At 74.5% G+C, this 18,126-nt stretch carries 22 protein-coding genes; 9 read left to right on the forward strand and 13 right to left on the reverse strand.

The window, feature by feature from the left end; translation table 11 throughout:
- Nucleotides 1-22: 22 nt before the first annotated feature.
- The 3 genes from DQ238_RS22715 to DQ238_RS06460 are packed head-to-tail and all read right to left on the reverse strand — an operon-like array spanning nucleotide 23 to nucleotide 1,620.
- Nucleotides 23-169 (reverse strand): hypothetical protein, encoded by a 147-nt coding sequence (locus DQ238_RS22715; RefSeq protein WP_158550722.1) that lies wholly within the window; start codon nucleotides 167-169, stop codon nucleotides 23-25.
- Nucleotides 170-223: 54 nt separating this feature from the next.
- A complete protein-coding gene (locus DQ238_RS06455) occupies nucleotides 224-1,147 on the reverse strand; it encodes a ribokinase (RefSeq protein ID WP_113780481.1) in 924 nt (307 codons plus the stop codon).
- On the reverse strand, nucleotides 1,144-1,620 hold the full coding sequence (locus DQ238_RS06460; RefSeq protein WP_233495765.1) for a DUF6328 family protein: 477 nt from the start codon (nucleotides 1,618-1,620) through the stop codon (nucleotides 1,144-1,146). The genes DQ238_RS06455 and DQ238_RS06460 overlap by 4 nt, the downstream gene beginning before the upstream one ends.
- 68 nt (nucleotides 1,621-1,688) lie before the next feature.
- Between DQ238_RS06460 and DQ238_RS06465 the strand changes: the two genes are divergently transcribed.
- From DQ238_RS06465 to DQ238_RS06480, 4 genes are all read left to right on the forward strand, one after another.
- Complete coding sequence (locus DQ238_RS06465) at nucleotides 1,689-2,063, forward strand: DUF3140 domain-containing protein (protein ID WP_113780483.1); 375 nt, start codon at nucleotides 1,689-1,691, stop codon at nucleotides 2,061-2,063.
- On the forward strand, nucleotides 2,060-2,761 hold the full coding sequence (locus DQ238_RS06470) for a methyltransferase domain-containing protein (RefSeq protein ID WP_113780484.1): 702 nt from the start codon (nucleotides 2,060-2,062) through the stop codon (nucleotides 2,759-2,761). The genes DQ238_RS06465 and DQ238_RS06470 overlap by 4 nt, the downstream gene beginning before the upstream one ends.
- A gap of 61 nt (nucleotides 2,762-2,822) precedes the next feature.
- Complete coding sequence (locus DQ238_RS06475) at nucleotides 2,823-3,857, forward strand: type III polyketide synthase (RefSeq protein WP_113780485.1); 1,035 nt, start codon at nucleotides 2,823-2,825, stop codon at nucleotides 3,855-3,857.
- Between the two features lie 60 nt (nucleotides 3,858-3,917).
- A complete protein-coding gene (locus tag DQ238_RS06480; RefSeq protein WP_113780486.1) occupies nucleotides 3,918-4,583 on the forward strand; it encodes a response regulator transcription factor in 666 nt (221 codons plus the stop codon).
- 17 nt (nucleotides 4,584-4,600) lie between these two features.
- Here DQ238_RS06480 and DQ238_RS06485 read toward each other — a convergent pair whose 3' ends face one another.
- The 7 genes from DQ238_RS06485 to DQ238_RS06515 all read right to left on the reverse strand — a co-directional run bounded on the left by DQ238_RS06485 (nucleotide 4,601) and on the right by DQ238_RS06515 (nucleotide 12,042).
- On the reverse strand, nucleotides 4,601-6,199 hold the full coding sequence (locus DQ238_RS06485; protein ID WP_113780487.1) for a GAF domain-containing protein: 1,599 nt from the start codon (nucleotides 6,197-6,199) through the stop codon (nucleotides 4,601-4,603).
- A 59-nt stretch (nucleotides 6,200-6,258) separates the two neighbouring features.
- A complete protein-coding gene (locus DQ238_RS06490; RefSeq protein ID WP_113780488.1) occupies nucleotides 6,259-6,807 on the reverse strand; it encodes a universal stress protein in 549 nt (182 codons plus the stop codon).
- Nucleotides 6,808-6,956: 149 nt separating this feature from the next.
- Nucleotides 6,957-7,754 (reverse strand): putative protein N(5)-glutamine methyltransferase, encoded by a 798-nt coding sequence (locus tag DQ238_RS06495; protein ID WP_113780489.1) that lies wholly within the window; start codon nucleotides 7,752-7,754, stop codon nucleotides 6,957-6,959.
- 204 nt (nucleotides 7,755-7,958) lie between these two features.
- Nucleotides 7,959-9,203, reverse strand: coding sequence for a globin domain-containing protein (locus DQ238_RS06500; protein ID WP_113780490.1), 1,245 nt, complete (start codon nucleotides 9,201-9,203; stop codon nucleotides 7,959-7,961).
- A 163-nt stretch (nucleotides 9,204-9,366) separates the two neighbouring features.
- The gene (locus tag DQ238_RS06505) at nucleotides 9,367-10,071 is read right to left on the reverse strand and encodes a metalloregulator ArsR/SmtB family transcription factor (RefSeq protein ID WP_113780491.1); all 705 of its coding nucleotides are present in this window, start codon (nucleotides 10,069-10,071) and stop codon (nucleotides 9,367-9,369) included.
- 151 nt (nucleotides 10,072-10,222) lie between these two features.
- On the reverse strand, nucleotides 10,223-10,396 hold the full coding sequence (locus DQ238_RS06510; RefSeq protein ID WP_113780492.1) for an AraC family transcriptional regulator: 174 nt from the start codon (nucleotides 10,394-10,396) through the stop codon (nucleotides 10,223-10,225).
- A gap of 11 nt (nucleotides 10,397-10,407) precedes the next feature.
- Entirely contained in the window at nucleotides 10,408-12,042 is a 1,635-nt protein-coding gene (locus DQ238_RS06515; protein ID WP_199506171.1) for an amidohydrolase family protein, read from the reverse strand.
- A gap of 77 nt (nucleotides 12,043-12,119) precedes the next feature.
- On the opposite strand from DQ238_RS06515, the gene DQ238_RS06520 reads away from it, so the two are divergent.
- Together DQ238_RS06520 and DQ238_RS06525 are read left to right on the forward strand one after the other, a co-directional pair.
- Nucleotides 12,120-12,902: a MerR family transcriptional regulator gene (locus DQ238_RS06520; RefSeq protein WP_113780494.1), complete on the forward strand. Its 783-nt coding sequence runs from the start codon at nucleotides 12,120-12,122 to the stop codon at nucleotides 12,900-12,902.
- A 15-nt stretch (nucleotides 12,903-12,917) separates the two neighbouring features.
- Complete coding sequence (locus DQ238_RS06525) at nucleotides 12,918-13,535, forward strand: putative immunity protein (RefSeq protein WP_199506172.1); 618 nt, start codon at nucleotides 12,918-12,920, stop codon at nucleotides 13,533-13,535.
- Between the two features lie 153 nt (nucleotides 13,536-13,688).
- On the opposite strand, the gene DQ238_RS06530 is transcribed toward DQ238_RS06525, so the two are convergent.
- A complete protein-coding gene (locus DQ238_RS06530; protein WP_113780495.1) occupies nucleotides 13,689-14,084 on the reverse strand; it encodes a TetR family transcriptional regulator C-terminal domain-containing protein in 396 nt (131 codons plus the stop codon).
- Between the two features lie 113 nt (nucleotides 14,085-14,197).
- Here DQ238_RS06530 and DQ238_RS06535 point away from each other — a divergent pair, with 113 nt between their 5' ends.
- The 3 genes from DQ238_RS06535 to DQ238_RS06550 all read left to right on the forward strand — a co-directional run bounded on the left by DQ238_RS06535 (nucleotide 14,198) and on the right by DQ238_RS06550 (nucleotide 16,491).
- Nucleotides 14,198-14,947, forward strand: a complete 750-nt coding sequence (locus DQ238_RS06535) for a hypothetical protein (RefSeq protein WP_113780496.1) — start codon at nucleotides 14,198-14,200, stop codon at nucleotides 14,945-14,947.
- Between the two features lie 687 nt (nucleotides 14,948-15,634).
- The gene (locus DQ238_RS06545) at nucleotides 15,635-16,117 is read left to right on the forward strand and encodes a hypothetical protein (RefSeq protein ID WP_147263013.1); all 483 of its coding nucleotides are present in this window, start codon (nucleotides 15,635-15,637) and stop codon (nucleotides 16,115-16,117) included.
- Entirely contained in the window at nucleotides 16,114-16,491 is a 378-nt protein-coding gene (locus DQ238_RS06550; protein ID WP_199506173.1) for a hypothetical protein, read from the forward strand. Before DQ238_RS06545 ends, DQ238_RS06550 begins: the two co-directional genes overlap by 4 nt.
- Before the next feature lie 13 nt (nucleotides 16,492-16,504).
- Here DQ238_RS06550 and DQ238_RS06555 read toward each other — a convergent pair whose 3' ends face one another.
- Complete coding sequence (locus DQ238_RS06555; protein WP_113780498.1) at nucleotides 16,505-17,623, reverse strand: site-specific integrase; 1,119 nt, start codon at nucleotides 17,621-17,623, stop codon at nucleotides 16,505-16,507.
- 107 nt (nucleotides 17,624-17,730) lie between these two features.
- On the reverse strand, nucleotides 17,731-17,943 hold the full coding sequence (locus DQ238_RS06560) for a helix-turn-helix domain-containing protein (RefSeq protein ID WP_113780499.1): 213 nt from the start codon (nucleotides 17,941-17,943) through the stop codon (nucleotides 17,731-17,733).
- Nucleotides 17,944-18,126 lie beyond the last annotated feature (183 nt).

Raw genomic sequence — 18,126 nt, forward strand, 5'->3', positions numbered from 1 at the left:
CGACCCCCGCCGCCAGGGCCGGTCAGGGCGTGTCGGCGCCTTCGCCGGGCAGGTCCTCGCCCTCGGCGGGTTCCTCGCTGCGAGGGGTGCGGCCGGCATCCTCCTGACCGGGCGGGTCGCCGCCCTCGGCGGGTTCGGGACTACGGGCCGGGCGCTCGGGCTCGCTCATCGCCGTCCTCCTCGGTCGTCGGCTGGCCGAGCCTGTGCCCGCGCAGCCGCCCGGTCAACCCACCCGGACCGACTCCGGGAGGGGGTCGCGGGCCGCGGCCACACCGCCGGCGTCGGGCAGGGCCCCGCGCGCTCCGGGACCGGTGGTCGACAGCGCGGCGGCCGTGACCGCGGCCGCGACCGCCTCCTCCGGCGCGGCCCCCGCGGCCAGGGCGACGGCGAGCGCGCCGCAGAAGCAGTCGCCCGCCCCGGTGGTGTCCACCGGCCGCACCGGCGGCGGGGGCTGCAGCAGCACCGGGCCGTCGTCCGGCACCAGCAGCGCGCCGCGCGCGCCCAGGGTGACCACCACCGCGCCGACCGTCAACGAACGGGCCAGGCCCGCCAGCTCGGCCGGCGTGCGGACGCCGGGCGCCGCGCCGGCCAGCTGCACCAGCTCGTGCTCGTTGGGCACCAGCACGTCGACCCGCGCGAGCAGTCCCGCGGGCAGCGGCTGCGGCGGCGCGGGGGTGAGGACGACGGTGCCGGTGGCGGCCTCCGCCGCGGCCTGCACGGTCGCCATCGGCACCTCCAGCTGCAGCAGCACCACCCGCGCCCGGCGCACCGGCTCGACCGCGACGTCCTCCGGCCGCAGCTCGGCGTTCGCCCCCGGGACGACGACGATCAGGTTCTCGCCGCTGCCCTCCTCGACCGGGATGGTCGCGGTGCCGGTGGGCACGTCCGGCGTCCGGTGCACGGAGGTGACGTCGACCCCGGCCGCGGCCAGGGCGGCCAGCTGGCGCTCGCCGGCCGGGTCGGTGCCCACCCGGCCGACCATGGCGACCCCGCCGCCCAGCCGGCCGGCGGCCGCGGCCTGGTTGGCCCCCTTGCCACCCGGCGCGAGCACGGTGTCCCGGCCGACGACGGTCTCGCCCCGGCCGGGCAGCCGGTGCACGCGCACCAGCACGTCCTCGTTGAGGCTCCCGACGACGGTGACGTTCACCGGTGGGCCCTCCGGTGCTGACGCAGCGGCAGCGCGTACCAGGTCAGCGCGCCGACCACGACCACGACGGCGCAGCAGACCAGCGCCGGCCAGCGGCCGAGGACGACGTCGAGCACGAGCAGCACCGCCGCGGCGATACCGAGCAGCAGCAGGGCGAGGCCGGTCAGCAGGGCGCGGTCGGCGAAGGTGACCAGCTCCTCCTTGCGCCGCTGGCGGAACAGGATGCGGTGGAAGGACACCGGCGCGATGAGCACCAGCGTCGCGGTCGCCGTGCTGAGCAGGGTGGTCGTGTAGACCGCCGTCCCGAAGGCGTCGAGCCCGTCGAAGCGCGCGGCGAACGGCAACGTGAGCAGGAACGCGAACAGGATCTGCACCCCGGTGATGGCCACCCGGGTCTCCTGCAGCAGCTCGGCGAGGTTGCGGTCGAGCACCTCTTCCGGCGTCTCGCCACGGGCCAGGGCCGTGGTGGCCACGTCCGTCCGTTTCTGCACCACACGGCTGCGGTACCGCGTCGAGCAGGACACGACACGCGGAGGCGAGCATGGCCCAGGACGACACCGGCAGAGACGACACCGGCAGAGATGACGCGGACACGACCCGCCGGGAGTTCGCCGAGGCGGTCAACATGACCGCGGCCGAGCTGGCGCGGTGGCTGCAGACCGACGAGTCGCAGTCGGTGGGGCAGCAGAAGGAGGCCGGCGGCGAGTCCACCGGCCACGCGGAGGGACGCCGCATCGTCGAGATGCTGCGGAAGAAGAAGGCCGACCTGACCGACGACGACCTCGCGCACATGCGCAAGGTGCACGGCTACGTCGCCCGCCACCTGGCGCAGCGGCCGGCCAAGGAGGAGATCGAGACCTCCCGCTGGCGCTACTCGCTGATGAACTGGGGGCACGACCCGCTCAAGGACCGGTGAGCCGCTTCCGGCGCAACGACCCCGCCCAGTACGACCAGCTCGCCGACCAGTGGTGGGAGGCCTCCGGCGGGTTCGCCGCGCTGCACTGGCTGGCCGCCTCGCGCGCCGAGCACATCCCGCCGGCGGCGGCGCCCGGCGCGGTGCTGGTCGACCTGGCCTGCGGAGGCGGGCTCATGGCGCCGCACGTCGCCCGCCTCGGCTACCGCCACGTCGGCGTCGACCTGGGGGAGCGCGGGCTGCGGGTGGCGCGCGAGCACGGCCTGCACCCGCTGCGCGGCTCGGTGCTCGCCGTCCCGCTGGCCGACGGGTGCGCCGACGTCGTCGTGGCCGGCGAGATCCTCGAGCACGTCGAGGACGACGTGGCGGTGCTGGCCGAGTGCGCCCGGCTGCTGCGCCCCGGCGGCACCCTGGTGATCGACGCGCTGGCCGACACCCGGGTCGGGCGGTTCCTCATGGTGACCGTGGCCGAGCGGCTGCCCGGCGGCCCGCCGCCGGGGATCCACGACCCGGCGCTGTTCGTCGACCGCGCCCGGCTGCTGGCCGCCGCCGACGCGCTCGGCCTGGAGCTGCGGCTGGTGGGGCTGCGGCCGTCGCTGCGGGACGCGCTGGCCTGGCGGCTCGGCCGGCGCCGGTCGGTCCGGATGAAGCCGATCCGGTCCACGGCGGTGGTCTTCGCCGGATACGGGCGCAAGCGGTGAGGCGGGACGGGCAGGTCACCCGTACCGTCGGGGCCGTGACGCCGAGCCCCAGCGTTCGCTCGTGACCGCCGTCCTGACCGGTGCGGGTTCGGCCGTACCGACGACGATCGACCAGGACGACGTGTGGGACGGCTTCTTCGCCGACCACTACGCCGGCGTCCGCGCCGCCCGGCGGGTGTTCGCCTCCTCGGGGGTGCGCCGCCGGCACGCGGTGGCCAACCCGATGGACGAGGACCTCAGCGGCTGGGGCACCGGCGCGCGGATGCAGCGCTACGTCCAGGAGGCGCTGCCGCTGGGCAAGCAGGCGGTCGCCGGCGCCCTGGACGCCGCGGGCCTGGCGCCGGGTGACGTGGGCCTGTTCGCCGTCGCGACCTGCACCGGGTACGCCACCCCCGGGCTGGACATCCGGCTGGCCAGCGACCTCGGGATGCCGCCGGGCCTGCAGCGGCTGCTGGTCGGGCACATGGGCTGCTACGCGGCCATCCCCGGCATGGCCGCCGCGGCCGACTACGTGACGGCCCGGACCCGCCCGGCGGTGCTGCTGTGCTGCGAGCTGACCAGCCTGCACGTGCAGCCGGCGGTCCGCGACCTCGACCAGGTGGTGGCGCACGCCCTGTTCTCCGACGCGGCGGCCGCCGTCGTGCTGCAGCCCGGCGCCGGTCGGGGGCGGCGGCTGGCCGGGGTGGTCGCCCGCACCGACCCGTCCACCGCCGACCACATGACCTGGGACGTCACCGACCTCGGGTTCCGCATGGGGCTGTCCCCGCGGGTGCCCGACGTGCTCTCCCGGCACGTCGGTGCCGTCGTCGACGAGCTGCTGACCGGTGCCGGGCTGGCACCGGCGGACGTCGCCGGCTGGGCGGTGCACCCGGGCGGGCCGCGGATCCTCGACGTCGTCCGGGACGAGCTGGGGCTGACCGAGGCGCAGCTGGCCGCCTCCCGGCGGGTGCTGGCCGAGCACGGCAACTGCTCCTCGGCGACGGTGCTGCTGGTGCTCGAGGAGCTCGCCGACGTGGACGGGCCCGTCGTGGCGATGGCGTTCGGGCCGGGCCTGACCCTGTACGCGGCGCTGCTGGTCCCGGCCCGAGGCTGGTGACTGCGCGGCCGCACCGCCTACGCTGAGTGAGGTGCGCCACACTCCGGAGGGGGTGCTCGCGTGAGATCGGCAGCCGCGGCCATCCGGGTGTTCCTCGTCGACGACCACGAGGTCGTCCGGCGCGGCGTCGCCGAGGTCCTCGAGGAGGACCCGGGGATCAGCGTCGTGGGCGAGGCCGGGTCGGTCGCCGAGGCGCTGGCCCGGGTGCCGGCGGTGCGCCCGGACGTCACCGTCGTCGACATGCGCCTGCCCGACGGCGACGGCGCCGAGGTCTGCCGCCGGCTGCGTGAGTGGGCCCCCAGGCTGCGCTTCCTGGTGCTGACCAGCTTCCCCGACGAGGACGCGGTCGCCGCCGCGGTCGACGCCGGCGCATCGGGCTACCTGCTCAAGCAGGTGCGCGGCTCGGCGCTGGTCTCCGCCGTCCGGACCGTGGCCGCGGGCGGGACGCTGTTCGACCAGGACGCCGGAGCACCCGCCGGCGCGGCGCGCCACCGCCCGGCCGAGCGCGACCGCCGCCTCGCAGTGCTCACCGAGCAGGAGCGCACGGTGCTGTGGCTGATCGGCGAGGGGCTGACCAACCGGCAGATCGGGGTGCGGATGGGCCTGGCCGAGAAGACGGTGAAGAACTACACCAGCCACCTGCTGGCCAAGCTGGGGCTCGAGCGCCGCACCCAGGCCGCCATCCTGGCCACCGAGCTGCGCGACCGGGCCGACCCGCCGCCCTGACCGGCGACCGGTGCCGATCAGTCCCGGCCGGGCAGCGGCACCGTCCAGCGGATCTGGGTGCCCGCCGGCCCGGCGCGGGTGGTCAGCCGCCCGCCGTGCCGCTCGGCGCGGTCGGTGAGGTTGGCCAGGCCGCTGCGCACCGTGACCGCGGGCAGCCCGACCCCGTTGTCGGTCACGACCACGCCGACCTCGGAGCCGACGGCCACGGTGACCGTCACCCGGCTGGCCTGGGCGTGCTTGACCACGTTGGTGACCAGCTCGCGGACGACGGCGACCACGTCCGGGACCAGCGTCGGCGGCAGGCCGTCGACGTCGCCGCGCACCCGCACGTCCGGGCGCAGACCGTGGCCGCCGGTGATCGACCGGACGACGTCGACGATGCGGCTGCGGACGGCGTCGGGCGAGGCGTCGCGCGCCTCGTGCAGCTCGAAGATCGCCGAGCGGATGCGGGCGATGGTGCCGTCGAGCTCGTCGACGCGTTCGGCCAGCCGCGCCGCCGCCTCGGGGTGGGTGTCCGCCAGCGAGCGGCTGATCCGGTCCAGCGCCAGGCCGGTGGCGAAGATCCGCTGCACGACGTGGTCGTGCAGGTCGCGGGCGATCCGGTCCCGGTCGGCCTCGACCTGCAGCCGCCGCTCCCGCTGCTGACTGCGGGCCAGCTCGAGCGCGACCGCCGCCTGCGCGGCGAACGCGGAGGCGAGCTCCAGGGTGTCGGGCTCGAACGGCTCCCGGCCGGGGAACCGCAGCGCCACCACGGTGCCCAGCGGCGGGCGGCCGCCCAGCGGGATGACCAGGGCCGGGCCGAAGTGCCGGGCGACCTCGCCGAGCACCGGCGCCCGTCGGCCCCCGTGTGCCGCGGTGCGGGCGTCGGCGATCAGCAGCGGGACGCCGGAGCGGTGCGCCGCCCCCAGCTGGCTGTCGAGCAGGGGGATGCGCACGCCCTCGACGCTGGCGACCTCCTCCTGGTCCGGGCCGACGGCGACGACGACGGTCAGCGCGTCGTCGTCCTCCGCGGAGGGCACCAGCACGCCGGCGGCGTCGGCCGAGGCCAGGGCGGCCACCCGCTCGCCGATCGAGCGCAGCACGCGGTCGGGGTCGGCCCCGGACAGCAGCGCCGTGGCGATGTCGCTGCCGGCCTGGACCCACGCCCGCCGGTGCTCGGCCCGCTCGACCAGCTCGGCGTTGGCGATCGCCAGGCCGGCCGCCGCGGCCAGGGCCCGCGCCGCCGCCTCGTCGGCCGCGGTCAACGGCGCGCCGGTGTCGTCGGTGGAGAGGTGGAGGTGGCCGAAGACGGCCTCCCCGACCCGGACCGGCACCCCCAGGGACCGGCGGGCGGGCGGGGAGCCCGCGGCCACCGGAGGGAGGTCCTCCGGCCGCAGCCTGCCGGTCCGCGCCCGGTCCGCGGCGTCCGCGCCGACGACGACGAACCGCTCGAACCGGGCGCCCGAGTCGTCGAGCACGCCGAGGGCGGCGGAGGTGGCACCGGTGTGCGCGACCGCCGCGCGGACGATGCCGCGCAACGTGCCGGCGACCTGCTCGCTGTGTGCCGCCGTCCGCCCGCCGGGGACGGGCACGTCGGCCGAGGGGAGAGCGGGGGCCCTGGTGCCGGGCGGGGTCACGGCCCGGTCGTCGGGGTCCTGGGAGGGCAGCGGTGCACGGGTGGGGATGCCGACCTCCGTCAGGCGCCGCGGGCCAGGCGGCGGACGGGCGGCCGGGGGACGGCGGGACGCAGCAGGGTCTTGCCCTGGCCGTTGACCACCACGAGGTCGGCGCCGCGGGCTGCCGCGGTCAGCGCCTCGAACAGGGGGCGCTCCAGGACGGTCGTGCGGATCCGGCCCACGACGCCGGTCTCGGCGATCGCCTGCAGCACCTGCGCCTCGAGCCGCTCCAACGCGGCGGCCGCCTCGTGCCGCGCCGGTCGGGTCAGCCCGCCGAGCCCGTCGTCGTCGGGGTCGTCGAGCACGCAGACCGCCACCACGGTGCCCTCTCGCCGGGCGGCCTCGCGCAGCGCCCACACGAGCGCGCCGTGCCCGGCCGGCGAGCCGTCGACGTCGACGACCAGCCAGGGGCTCTGCCGGCGCGAGTGCAGGAGGGGCAGGCGCACCGGCTCGACCTGGGGCACCGCGGTCCCGTCGCCCGCCGGCGTCTCGTCGGCCGGGTGAACGGCGGGGTGCGCCGGCTGGCCCTGCTCCTCTGATCCGGAGCCGAACCCGGGCGCGTCGTCCATGGCAGCGATCGTGGACCGCGCCGACGGGCGACGGCAGGGACCAAGGACCCGGCATCTGCGCAGGTCGTGTCGGTACGGCTCCGTTCAGTACCGGTCACAGCATGTTGTGACTGACCGTGATGGGATGGACACGGGTGCCCGGTTGCCCCTCACGACGCCGTCCCGACGACGACGGTGGCGTCCCGCTCGTCGTCGCGGACGACCGACACCTGCAGGCCACCGGCTCCGACCGCGGCCGCGGTGCGCGCCGCCTGGTGCCGGCTGGTCTCCAGCAGGAGGGTCCCGCCCGGCGCCAGCCACCGTGCCGCGCCCGCGGCCACCCGCCGCTGCAGGGCCAGGCCGTCGGGCCCGCCGTCCAGGGCCGATCGCGGCTCGTGGTCGCGGGCCTCGGGCGGCATGAGGTCGATCGCCGCGGTGGGCACGTAGGGGGCGTTGGCCGCCAGCAGGTCCACCCGGCCGAGCAGTTCGGCGGGCAGGGCCGCGTAGAGGTCGCCGCGGTGGACCCGGCCGCCGAGCGGCCCGAGGTTGCGCCGGGCGCAGCGGACGGCGACCGGGTCGACGTCGGCCGCGTGCAGCTCGACCGGGCCGGCGGCGGCCGCGACGGCCGCCCCGACCGCTCCGGAGCCGCAGCACAGGTCGACCACGACCGGGCGCCGGCCGGCCCCGCGCAGCCGGTCGCCGGCCAGGTCGACGAGCAGGCCGGTGCGGCGGCGCGGCACGAACACGCCCGGCTCGACGGCGATGCGCAGGCCGCAGAAGTCCGCCCAGCCCAGGACCAGCTCCAGGGGCTCGCCGGCGACCCGCCGCGCGACGAGCTCCTCGAGGTGCTCGGCGGTCGGGGCGTCGGCCAGCAGCGCCGCGGCCTCGTCCTCGGCGAAGACGCAGCCGGCGGCGCGCAGCCGGGCGACGACGGAACCCCGGGCGCCGGGGTGCGGCGGAGCGGGCACCGGGACCTCGGGGCGGCGCGGGTTGTCGGATGGCGTACGGGACGGCGTGCTCTCCCCGTCGGGCACACCGGGAGTGTGGACGCCGACGGGCGGGAGGTGTCCGCTCCGCGGCCGCTCGGCGAGCCGCCCGGCACCGCATGCCGCGGGGGCCGACCGGTCGAGCCCGCCGGCCTGCCCCCGCGACGGGTGCGGGAGCGCCGTCGGCTACGCGGCCGCCTGCGCGCCCGGCGACGGGGTGGTGACCAGGTCGGCCTGCCAGAGGTCGGGGCCGAACACCTCGTACTGGATGTCGCGAGGGGGCACGCCGCGGTCGACGAGCGCGCTGCGGACGGCCTGCATGAACGGCAGGGGCCCGCACAGGTAGTACACGGCGTCCTCGGGCAGCTGCACCGCGGACAGGTCCATCAGCCCGCTGTGCACGCTGTCCACGGGCAGGCTGCACTCGGCGCCCCGCTCGAACCAGACGTGCACCGAGCCGTCTGACAGTGCCCGGATGTCGTCGACCACCTGACCGCGCAGCGCCCAGTCGGCCTCGTCGAGGTCGGCGTGCAGGAGGGTGACGTCGAGGCCGGAACCGGCGGTGACCAGGTGGGAGAGCATGCCGGCCATCGGGGTGATGCCGATGCCGGCGCTGGCGAAGACCACCGGGCGGCCGGAGTCGTCGAGGACGACGTCGCCGAAGGGCAGGGACATGGTGACGGTGTCGCCGACGTCGACGGTGTCGTGCAGCAGGTTGGAGACCTCGCCGTCGGGCTTGTCGCCCCCGTGCACCCGCTTGACCGAGAACTGGCGGTGCTCGCCGTCGTCGGCGCGGGTGAGGCTGTACTGCCGCGGCTGGCGGACGCCGTCGGGCATCGTCATCTGCACGGTCACGTACTGGCCGGGCAGGGACGTCTTGACCAGCCGGTCGTCGATGCGCTTGACCACGAAGGTGACCACGTCGTCGGTCTCGGTGATCTTCCGCTCCACCTGCCAGGGCCGCCAGACCGTCTCCGGGCGGACCCCGCGGGCGCTGTAGAGGCCGCGCTCCTGGTTGGTCAGCGCGTAGGCCATCAGCCAGTAGACCTCGTCCCAGGCGGCGGCCACCTCGGGGGTGACCGCGTCGCCGAGGACGTCGGCGATCGCCCAGAACAGGTTGTCGTGGACGATCTGGTACTGGTCGGGGCGGATGCCGAGCGAGGCGTGCTTGTGGGCGATCCGCGAGAGCAGCTTGTCGGGGAGCTGCTCGGGGTCCTGCACCAGGGCGCTGGCGAAGGCGGCCACCGAACCGGCCAGCGCGACCTGCTGGGTGCCCTCGGCCTGGTTGCCGCGGTTGAAGACCCCGTCCAGCAGCTCCGGGTGCTGCTCGCCGAGCATGTGCCCGTAGAACCGCTTGGCGATCTGGCCGATGTTCTCGGCGACGACGGGGAGCGTGGCCTGGACGACGGGTCGGGATCGGTCGGAGAGCACTCGGACTCCTTGCGTCGGAGGGGCGTGGCGTCGGAGGGGCGTGCACCGGGCGCGCACCCGCTCGGGGAGCGGCTCGGCGGGGCGTGCCGAACGTAACAACTCGGCTTCGTAGTTACGACTCGGGCTGGGAGAAACCGCCGAGGCCCATCGCGCCGGACAGGTCTCAGTGCGCGGCGTCCGGCTCCCCGTCGGCCACCGGCGCGAGGTGGGCCACGCACAGCGAGGGGGTGACGAAGGGGATCAGCCGGTCGGCGGTCACGGGGGCGTCCATCTCCGCCAGCGCTCCCCGCATGAGACCGAGGTGCACCGAGCAGACCACCTCGCGGTGGGCCTCGGCGACCTCGCGGAACGGGCAGTGCGGGATCCGGATCTGCCGGGGGTCGTCGGCCGCCAGCTCGGGGGCGAACCCGATGTCGTCGAGGATGCGCAGCAGCCGCTGCACCGCCTCCTCCTCGGAGACCCGCTGGTACGGAGCCGGCCGCTCGGTCAGGTAGCGGCCCCACGTGCGCCCGACCTCCACGGCCACCGCCGCCGGCTCCCCGGCCGTGCCGCTCAGGTAGCTGGCGAGGATCTCCGAGAGGAACTGGTAGTTGCGGCTGTCGCGGGCGGGGTCCGGCCGGGGAGCGGCGGTGAAGGTCAGTCGCGGGCGGCCCGGCTCGCCGCGCTCCTCGACGCGCCGCTGGGCCATCCCGTCCCCGACCAGCCGGTCGAGGTGGAAGCGCACCGTGTTGCCGTGCAGCCCCGTCCGCTCGGCCAGCTCCTGCACCCCGAGCCCATCGGGAGCGGCACGCAGCAGCTCCAGGATCCGCTGCCGGCTGACGCCGGCCCGCGCGGCCTCCTGCCCGGCCGGCTCCGGCGACTCGTCCACGCCTCGAGTCTCACAGATCAGCGCGAGCGCCTCCCCGCGTCGGCCGGGCCGACCTGCCCGTTCGGGGTGGGTGCCGCGCTGTTGCCGAGCCGGATGGCGTCGAGCTCGGAGGGTGGTCGTGTCCCCCGGTCCCTCGCAGCCGGGCGCGAGGTCAGCCGCAGGCGTCGCGGTAGCGGGCCGGGCTGATGCCTCGCTCCCGCTTGAACGCCGTGCTGAGGGCGAACGGGCTGCCGTAGCCGACCTTGTGGGCGACCGCCGTGAGCGTGGCGCCGGGCTCGCACAGCGACCCGCACCGGTCCGTCGCCGTCTCGGCCCGGTACGCCATCGTGAGCCTGCTCAGCCCTCACCCCTTTCTACCTCCGGGACGACGGGGCGCTGGTGCGCCACCTCGACGTCGTCGAGGTCGAACCACCGCCCGGAGGGAGGCTGGTCGACCATCCGGTCCGTCCAGCGCACCCGGATCCGGTCGGGCTGGACCTCCACGAGGTGCACCTCGCGCCACTCCACCTCGCCGACCGGGCGCATCCACCACGGGTCGGCCAGGTAGGACAACCCGCGAGCGTGCACGGTCTCCAGCGCCTCGTCGTGGGTGGTGATCTCGCCGAGCCGAGCGCCGAACGTGGTCAGGGCCTGCCAGCCGCCGGAGGTGGGAGTCAGGCGGCCGAGCAACTCGCCGTCGTCACGGCGGACCTCCTCCGGGCCCGGGATGCCGGGCCAGGACTCGCGGATCGCGGCGACGATCCTCTCGGTGGAGGCTCGCAGCCAGGCGATGCCCTGCCGCTCGCCGGAGCTGCCGGCGTAGTCCTCCGTCCGCACCGCGCGTCCTGCTACCCAGGTCTGTCGCAGGTCCTGGGTTCCGGTGACGTCCGTGGTCGGGTCGCCGTCGACGAGGACCAGGTCGGCGCGCGCGCCGACGCGTACGCGTCCGCGGTCGGTCAGGCCGAACACCTCTGCTGGGGTGGCCGTGGCGGCGCTCAGCGCTTCCCCGGGGCGCAAGCCGGCTCGGACGAGGTGCTGCAGCTCGCGGTGCAGGCTCGCACCGTGCACCAGGCCGGGGTTGGGTGCATCCGTGCCGGCCAGCACGCGCACCCCGGACTCGAACAGCGCGATGGTGTTCTCCCGAGCCGCCGCCCCGTCCGGTGGGTTCGGTGGCATCCATCGGGTGGCCTGGCCGGCCAGGACCCGACGCCACCGTGGGCTCAGCCGAGCGGCCAGCGCCGGCTGGGCCATCACAGGCAGCACGCCGTCGGGACCGGGGAAGCCGTCGATGATGGACAGCGTGGCGATCAGCGCGACACCGGTTCGGGCGACGTCGCGGACCTCGAGCTCCGACATCCGGTCGAACGGGGCGTGGGCCAGCACGTCGACCCCGCGGCGGGCGACCAGGACGGCACCGGCGGCGGTGGAGACGTGCGCGACCACCGGCAGGCCGTGCCGGTGGGCGGCGGCGACGAGCGCCTCGATGGTGGCGGCGTCCAGGGAGGGGATGTCGAGCAGGGCGCCGGAGCCGTCGTCGTAGACGATCTTCAGGTGGGTGGCGCCCTCGGCGAGCCGGGCTTCGGTGAACGGCAGTGCGTCGGCGGGCCCGGTCACGTACGGGAACGGGGCGTAGGCGATCGACGGGTGTCCGCCCGGTGCGGTGGCGCCGATGCTGGAGGTGCGCAGGTCCGCCCGCGGCGGTCCGTCGCCGGCCTCGGCCGTCCGGACGGCGGCGGTCTCCGGGTCGATGACCTCGGGCTTGCTGAACTGGTCGATCACCGTGGTGACGCCGAAGGTGGCGGCCAGCTGGGTGCAGCCGGGCAGCAGGTGCACGTGGGCGTCGATCAGCCCTGGCAGCAGCGTGCCGCCGCCACCGTCGATCAACGCATCACCGGCACGGGCGATCGAGGTGTCGCCGAGCGCCTCGATGCGCCCGTCGACGACCCGCAGGCAGGTGGCGTCGAGCAGCCGGGTGCCGTCGAAGAGGCGCACGTCGCGAACCGTGAAGGGCTGGTGGAGCGGCACACCGGCGAGGCTAGAAGTTGACGTAACGAGAAGGTCCAGCACTTATGTTCGTGTCCGTGGAGCACTCGATCAGCCAGCTCGCTCGCCTGGCCGGGATCTCATCTCGGACCTTGCGTCACTACCACGACATCGGACTGCTGGTCCCCTCCCGGATCTCGAGCAGTGGATACCGTTGGTACGGGCGCCGGCAGCTGCTGCGCCTGCAACGGATCCTGCTGCTGCGGGAGCTCGACGTCCCGCTGTCACAGATGCGCGAGATCCTCGACGGACAGACCGACGAGCTCACCGCGCTGCGCCGGCACCGCGGCGAGCTGGTCGGCGAGCGGGACCGCCTGCAACAGGTCATCGATACGGTCGAGCGCACCATCGCCACGCTCTGCGGTGACAGCACCGTCAGTGACGAGGAGTTCTTCGCCGGGCTCGCCGTGGGCCGGTCCCGGCTGCGCGAAGACCTCGCCGACCGCTACGGCGCCGCCGCCAGAGAACACTTCGTCGCCGCCGGAGAGGCCACCGCCGGCTGGGGTCGGCAGGACTACCAACGCGCTGCCGCCGAGGGGCGGCACCTGTTGGACGAGATGTCCCGAGCCCGCGCACTGGGCATCGCACCCGACGCAACCGAGGCCCTGGACCTGGTGACCCGACACCACGCACAGGTGCTCGCCGTGTGGCCGGCCGATGCCGCCGCCTACCACGCCCTCGGCGACCTCCTGCTCGACAACCCCGACCAACGAGCCATGATCGCCCAGGTCGACCCAGACCTACCGCCCTGGCTGTCCGCCGCGATCAAGGCCTACGCCGTCCACCGCCTCGGCCACCAACCGACCTGAGACCACACGCTCAGCATGCTGACCCACGTCCCCTTCGTCGCAGGGCGACGCACGACGAGCGATCGCCATACGGGCGCAACCGGGATGATCGACGCCATGACGACGGCTTCCGGCGACTTCGACCTGACGATGGACGAGTTGCGGGCCGTGGCTCACTACGTCGCGAAGAGCGCGGAGGGCGTCTACCCGTTCTTCGCGGAGGTCTGCCCGGATGATCCTCGTCCTCGCGCGGCGATCGATGCCGCGTGGCAGTTCATCAACGGTGCGAGACGGTCCAACCTCCAGCGGATGACGTCGCTCGACGCGCACCGAGCCGCGAGAGAGGCGCCCACCGAAGCTGCGCGACTCGCTGCGCGCGCTGCGGGTGACGCCGCCTCTGCCGCCTACCTCCACCCGATCGCGCAGGGGCGCCAGGTGGGCCACATCCTCCGGGCAGCAGCGTGCACCGCCCGCATCCGTGAATTGACGAACGACGACCCCCTCGCGGGGGCCTCGGCGATCGAGGACGCGCGACGCCGTGCAACGCCTGTGCTGATCGATGTGCTCAACCGGTATCCGGAGTTCCCACGGGGCTGGAGCCGCGTCGAGCAGCTCATGAGCGTCTTGGACTCGTCACTGCGGACGTCCCGCTGAGGGATCCCCTGCCGGACACGGCAACCGACCACCCTGTCCCGTTCGACCGGACGTCGCCGTATCGGGTTCCCCATGCGGGAGCAGGTCCCGTTGCGGCCGCGCCGCGGGAGGCTGCGCCTGTGCCGTCAGCTCCTTCGGCCTCCCGCGACTCCTTCACTTCCCGGGCGCTGGTGGATCGCACAGAGCATCGAGCCAGCGGGCCACCACCTGTCGCGCATCGATCGGCGAGTACCGGTGCGGCCAGGTGACGAGCTGGAAGGCGAGACCCTCGGCCAGCGCCTGGAGCTCGCGTGGCAGCAGATCCGTGTCGTTGCCGGGGTGGATGGCACCGTCGTCCCGGAGCAGGTCGACGAGTCGTCGGTACAGCCCGTACAGGTCGGCATCGACCGCGTCCGCCACCTCGAGAAACGCTGGTGGCACCCGGGCCCTCGCGAGGAAGGAAGGCGTAGTAGCCGCCGGCCTCGAAACGCGTCTCCTCGGTGAGCGGCAACGTCTCCACGACGGCTCGCTCGGCGACGTCCCGTGCCGCACCGTGCCAGTCGAGCGCACGCACCCGTGCCGATGTGCGCGCGATGAGGAGCTGCATGGCGTAGAGGTGCAGCGCTTCCTGGCTGGCGAAGAAGGGGGTCAGTAGCGGCGGGGCTTGGGCGGCCGTCCTGCCGGTGCAGCAGGCCGTCGTCGCCGAGGTATCCGGTGCGAGCACCGGCCGCGGCCTCGGGCTGTACGAGTCCGCCACGCTGATCGGCGGAGCCGTCGGCGCGGTCCTCGCGGGCGCGCTGTACGAGACCAGCTCGTGGACGGCGGCGTGCCTGTTCTTCGCCGCGGTCACCCTCGGCGGTGCCGTCGTCGTGCCCCGAGCCGTCCGACGCCTCGGCGTACCGGACGTGCCGCAGCGCCACACGCCCGCCGTTCCAGCCGCCGTACCAGGCCCGCTGCCTGGCCGAACGACGACGAACCGCGTGGCTCCCGGTAGCGGAGCAGAGCCCGGAGAAGCAGGGCCCGAAGAGCCGGTGGAGCTGCCCGCTCCCCAGGGGGCCGCGGCGAAGCGCCGGCCGGAGCCGGCCCAGCAGCCGATGTCCGGTGACCGAGAGGCGCCGGAGCGCATGGCGGCAGTCCCTTCCACGAGGACCAAGAGCCCCGGCCGCCGCCTCGTCGAGCTGGGCCAGCACGCCGTCCTGTTCCTCATCGCCCAGGTGCTGCTGCTCGTGCTGGACCTGTCCTGGATAGCCGACCTCGCAGTCGCCGACGACCTACGCGCACACCTCCTGTCCGGCAGTTCCCCGCAGCTCGAGGGCCTGCGCAGCCTCTTCTACGGCGCGGGCCGGATCTGGGTGATCGTGTTCGCGGTCGACCTGATCTGGACTGCCTGGGTGCTCCTGAGCTCGGCAAGCCGCCGGCGGAAGCTGCGCTGACATCATCGACGCTGCACGGGGCTCGAGTGACGTCGGAGGCGTTGTCGGCCAGCACGAAGGGGCGACCGCAGCGCCGAGGATGCCGGGAGCTCGCGCGACGTCAGCATCAAGACCCACCGCACCCATCGCCGTCTTGCGACGACTGTGCGCGATGAGGCGCGCAGGTCGAGCAACGGCAGTCGGATCGACCCGTGGGCAGCCCACGACGTCCCGGACGGAGTCGGGACCGACGAAGTAGGGCTCGTGACCTGCGCAGACGTGCCCTCTGGCGTGACCTGTCCATGACCTGACGAGCGGCAGAACAGGGGTCACCGGGGCCACCGACGGGGCCTTCAGGGGCTCCTCCGGTCTCCAGAACCCCTGGCGGCCACGTGACCTGCGCTTTCGGGTGGAGCGGGTGAGGGGAATCGAACCCCCACTGTCAGCTTGGGAAGCTGACTCACCTGTGCACATCCTTGCTGCTCAAAGGCCTGTTCGCTTTCTCGCGGAGTGATCCATGACCTGCATGTGACCGACGCCCGGCGGATCTTGCGGTCACGAGCCGGTCGGTCGACCGACGGTAGGGTCCGCCTCGCGCGGGTCTCTTCGGAGCTCGATTGCGACTCACTCCGCTGCGCCGTCTCCGTCGGGCAAGGCAGCACCGGCTGGACGGTTGACACTTCTGCGGTTTCGCAGAAGTATAGGTGCGTGGCTGCTCCCATCCCCTTGTCGAACTTCGTGCGGGACTACCGCCCCGTCATCGACTCCCTCGACGACGGCGAGGTCGTGCTGTCCCAGCGCGGGGGGGAGCTGCTGCTGCTGTCGTCGCTGCGGCGGCGGGAGGGCGATCGGCACGCGGTCGCGGCGCTGTCCCACCTGCTGGCCCACGCGCTCGAGCGCGGCGAGCTAGTCGACGTCCTGGCCGACTCGTTGAGCGACGAGTACCCCTGGCTGGAGTTCCTGCCCGCGCACGAGCGCCGGGCCTTCCTCGACGAGTTCTTCCGGGTGCTGCGGGCCAGCGCCACGGTCGACCGCTTCTCCGCGTTCGACCAGATGATCGAGGCCTGGAAGTCCACCGCGGAGATCTACGCCGACCCCGACCTGCTCGCCCGCCTCGGCCAGCCGGGGGACGACGCGATCCCGGCCCCGTCCCCGCTGGACTCCGACGCCAGCACCGTCGCCGGCCGGTGAGTCGCGATGCCTCCCTGCCCAGGCCGCTGCGCAAGGCCGAGTACGAGGTCTTCCTGACCAACAGCGGCGCCGAGAAGGGCTGGCGCGACATGCTGGCCACCGCACGCAACGCCACCGTCGACGCCTGGGAGCAGCTGACCACCGCGCCCGAGCAGCGGAGCGCGCGGCAGTACCCGCTCAAGGGCGACCTGGGCACCGGGGTCTACCAGGGGGCGACGTACGTCCACTGGCAGTACAAGCTGACCGACGGTGGGCGGATCTGGTACTTCGTCGACCGGACGCCGGCGGGCAAGCACGCCGGGCGCGTGCTCGTCCACGAGGTCGCTCCGGGTCACCCCAAGAGCAGCGAGCGAGTGCGCGGCCGCCGTCGCTGACCCGGCGAGGCGGTCACGGAGGGGCCGCTGCGGCATCGCCGATCATGGCGTCGAGTGCCCGGGCGATCTCGCCGTCACGTTCGTCGGCGGCGTGCTGGTACATCAGCGCCGCGGCCGAGGAGGAGTGCCCCAGCCGCCGCATCAGCTCCTTGGTCGTCGCGCCGGTAGCCGCGGCCAGGGTGGCGCCGGTGTGCCGTAGCTCGTGCGGGCGGACCGGCGGAAGGCCGGCCCGCTGCACCGCACGCCGGAACACGACGCCGAAGTTGGCCGAGTGCAGGTACGTCCCCGCGCTGGTGCCGAACACCAGCGCATCGGGTCCTGCGGGCACGAAGCGGTCGAGGTGGTCGACGAGCGCGGCGGCGACGCTGGACGGCAGCGACACGGTCCGCCGGCCGGCGTCGGTCTTCGGGTCACCGACCAGCCACCGGCCGCCCACGTAGCGCACCGACCGGGACACGGTCAGTCGGGCGCCGTCCGCACCGACGTCCTGGCGGCGCAGGGCGGTGGCCTCGCCAAACCGGAGGCCGCCGAAGGCGAGCACCAGCACGAGCGTCCGGTAGCGCTCGGTGCGGCGGTCTGCCGCGAGCTGGTCGGCGAGGAGCCGGGCCTCGGCCGCGGTCAGCGCTCGCGATGGGCGGGCCGCCTTGGGTGTGCCGGCGTTGCGCAGTCGGCACGGATTGGCGGTGATGACCTCGTCGGCGACGGCGACGCCGAGGATCGACCGCAGCAACCGGTAGGCCTGCGCCAGGGCCGTCGGGCCGGTGCTCTTCGCCGCGCCGGTGTGCCAGGTACGCACCTTGGCCGGGGTGACGTCCCCGACCGCGACCGACTCCCAGTGCTCGGCGAGGTGGAGCCGCCACAGGCCGACGTACAGCGCACGGGTCGACTCGCGCAGGTCGTCACGGTCGAGGTAGTCGGACGCGTATGCGCCGACGGTCCGGCGACCAGCCTCCGGCGCCCGCCACGCCTGCCGGACCAGATCGGCTTGCTGGGTGGCCAGCCAGGCCCAGGCGTCGGCCTTGACCGTGCCGAAGATCTTCGACCGCCGGCGCCCGTCGGGACCGACATAGCGGGCCCGGTAGCGGCCGCTGGGCAGCCGGTCGACCGTGCCGAAGGCGGCTCGCTTGGCCATGGCGCGACCGTGTCAAGACCTCAGCAGGCTGCCAACGCGGCCTGTGGACGGCGGCACGGCCGTCCACAGATCGCGCGGAGGAGGTCCTGCCGGAGCGGCGGTCGGCCTCACCGGCTCGGTATCCGGCCGTCGTCGATGAACTCATCGAGCGCGGAGCGCTCCAAGCGGACGTGCCGCCCTAGCTTGACGAACGGGATCCGCCGTTGGCTGATCAGCCGACGGACGAAGCGTTCGCCGGTGCCCAGGTGTGCAGCGGCCTGCTCGATGGTCAGCAGCTCGGTGGGCGCAACCGGAGTCCGGGCTCCTCGCGTCACGGTCATGGTCGGGAGCGTGTCGGTCGTTCCTCCTGTACATCTCCGGTATTCCTCCAGTTCCAGGAGTGAGCGGTGGTCGGCGCCGCGGACGGAGCTCTCGATCGCGTCACCGTGTCGCCCAGGTCCCTCTGGTGAGGAGATGGGTGCTCGGGACCGGGGAGCAGGGAGGTGAGCACCGAGGTCGTCTGG

The sequence above is a fragment of the Geodermatophilus sp. TF02-6 genome (assembly GCF_003319115.1).
Lineage (GTDB): Bacteria > Actinomycetota > Actinomycetes > Mycobacteriales > Geodermatophilaceae > Geodermatophilus.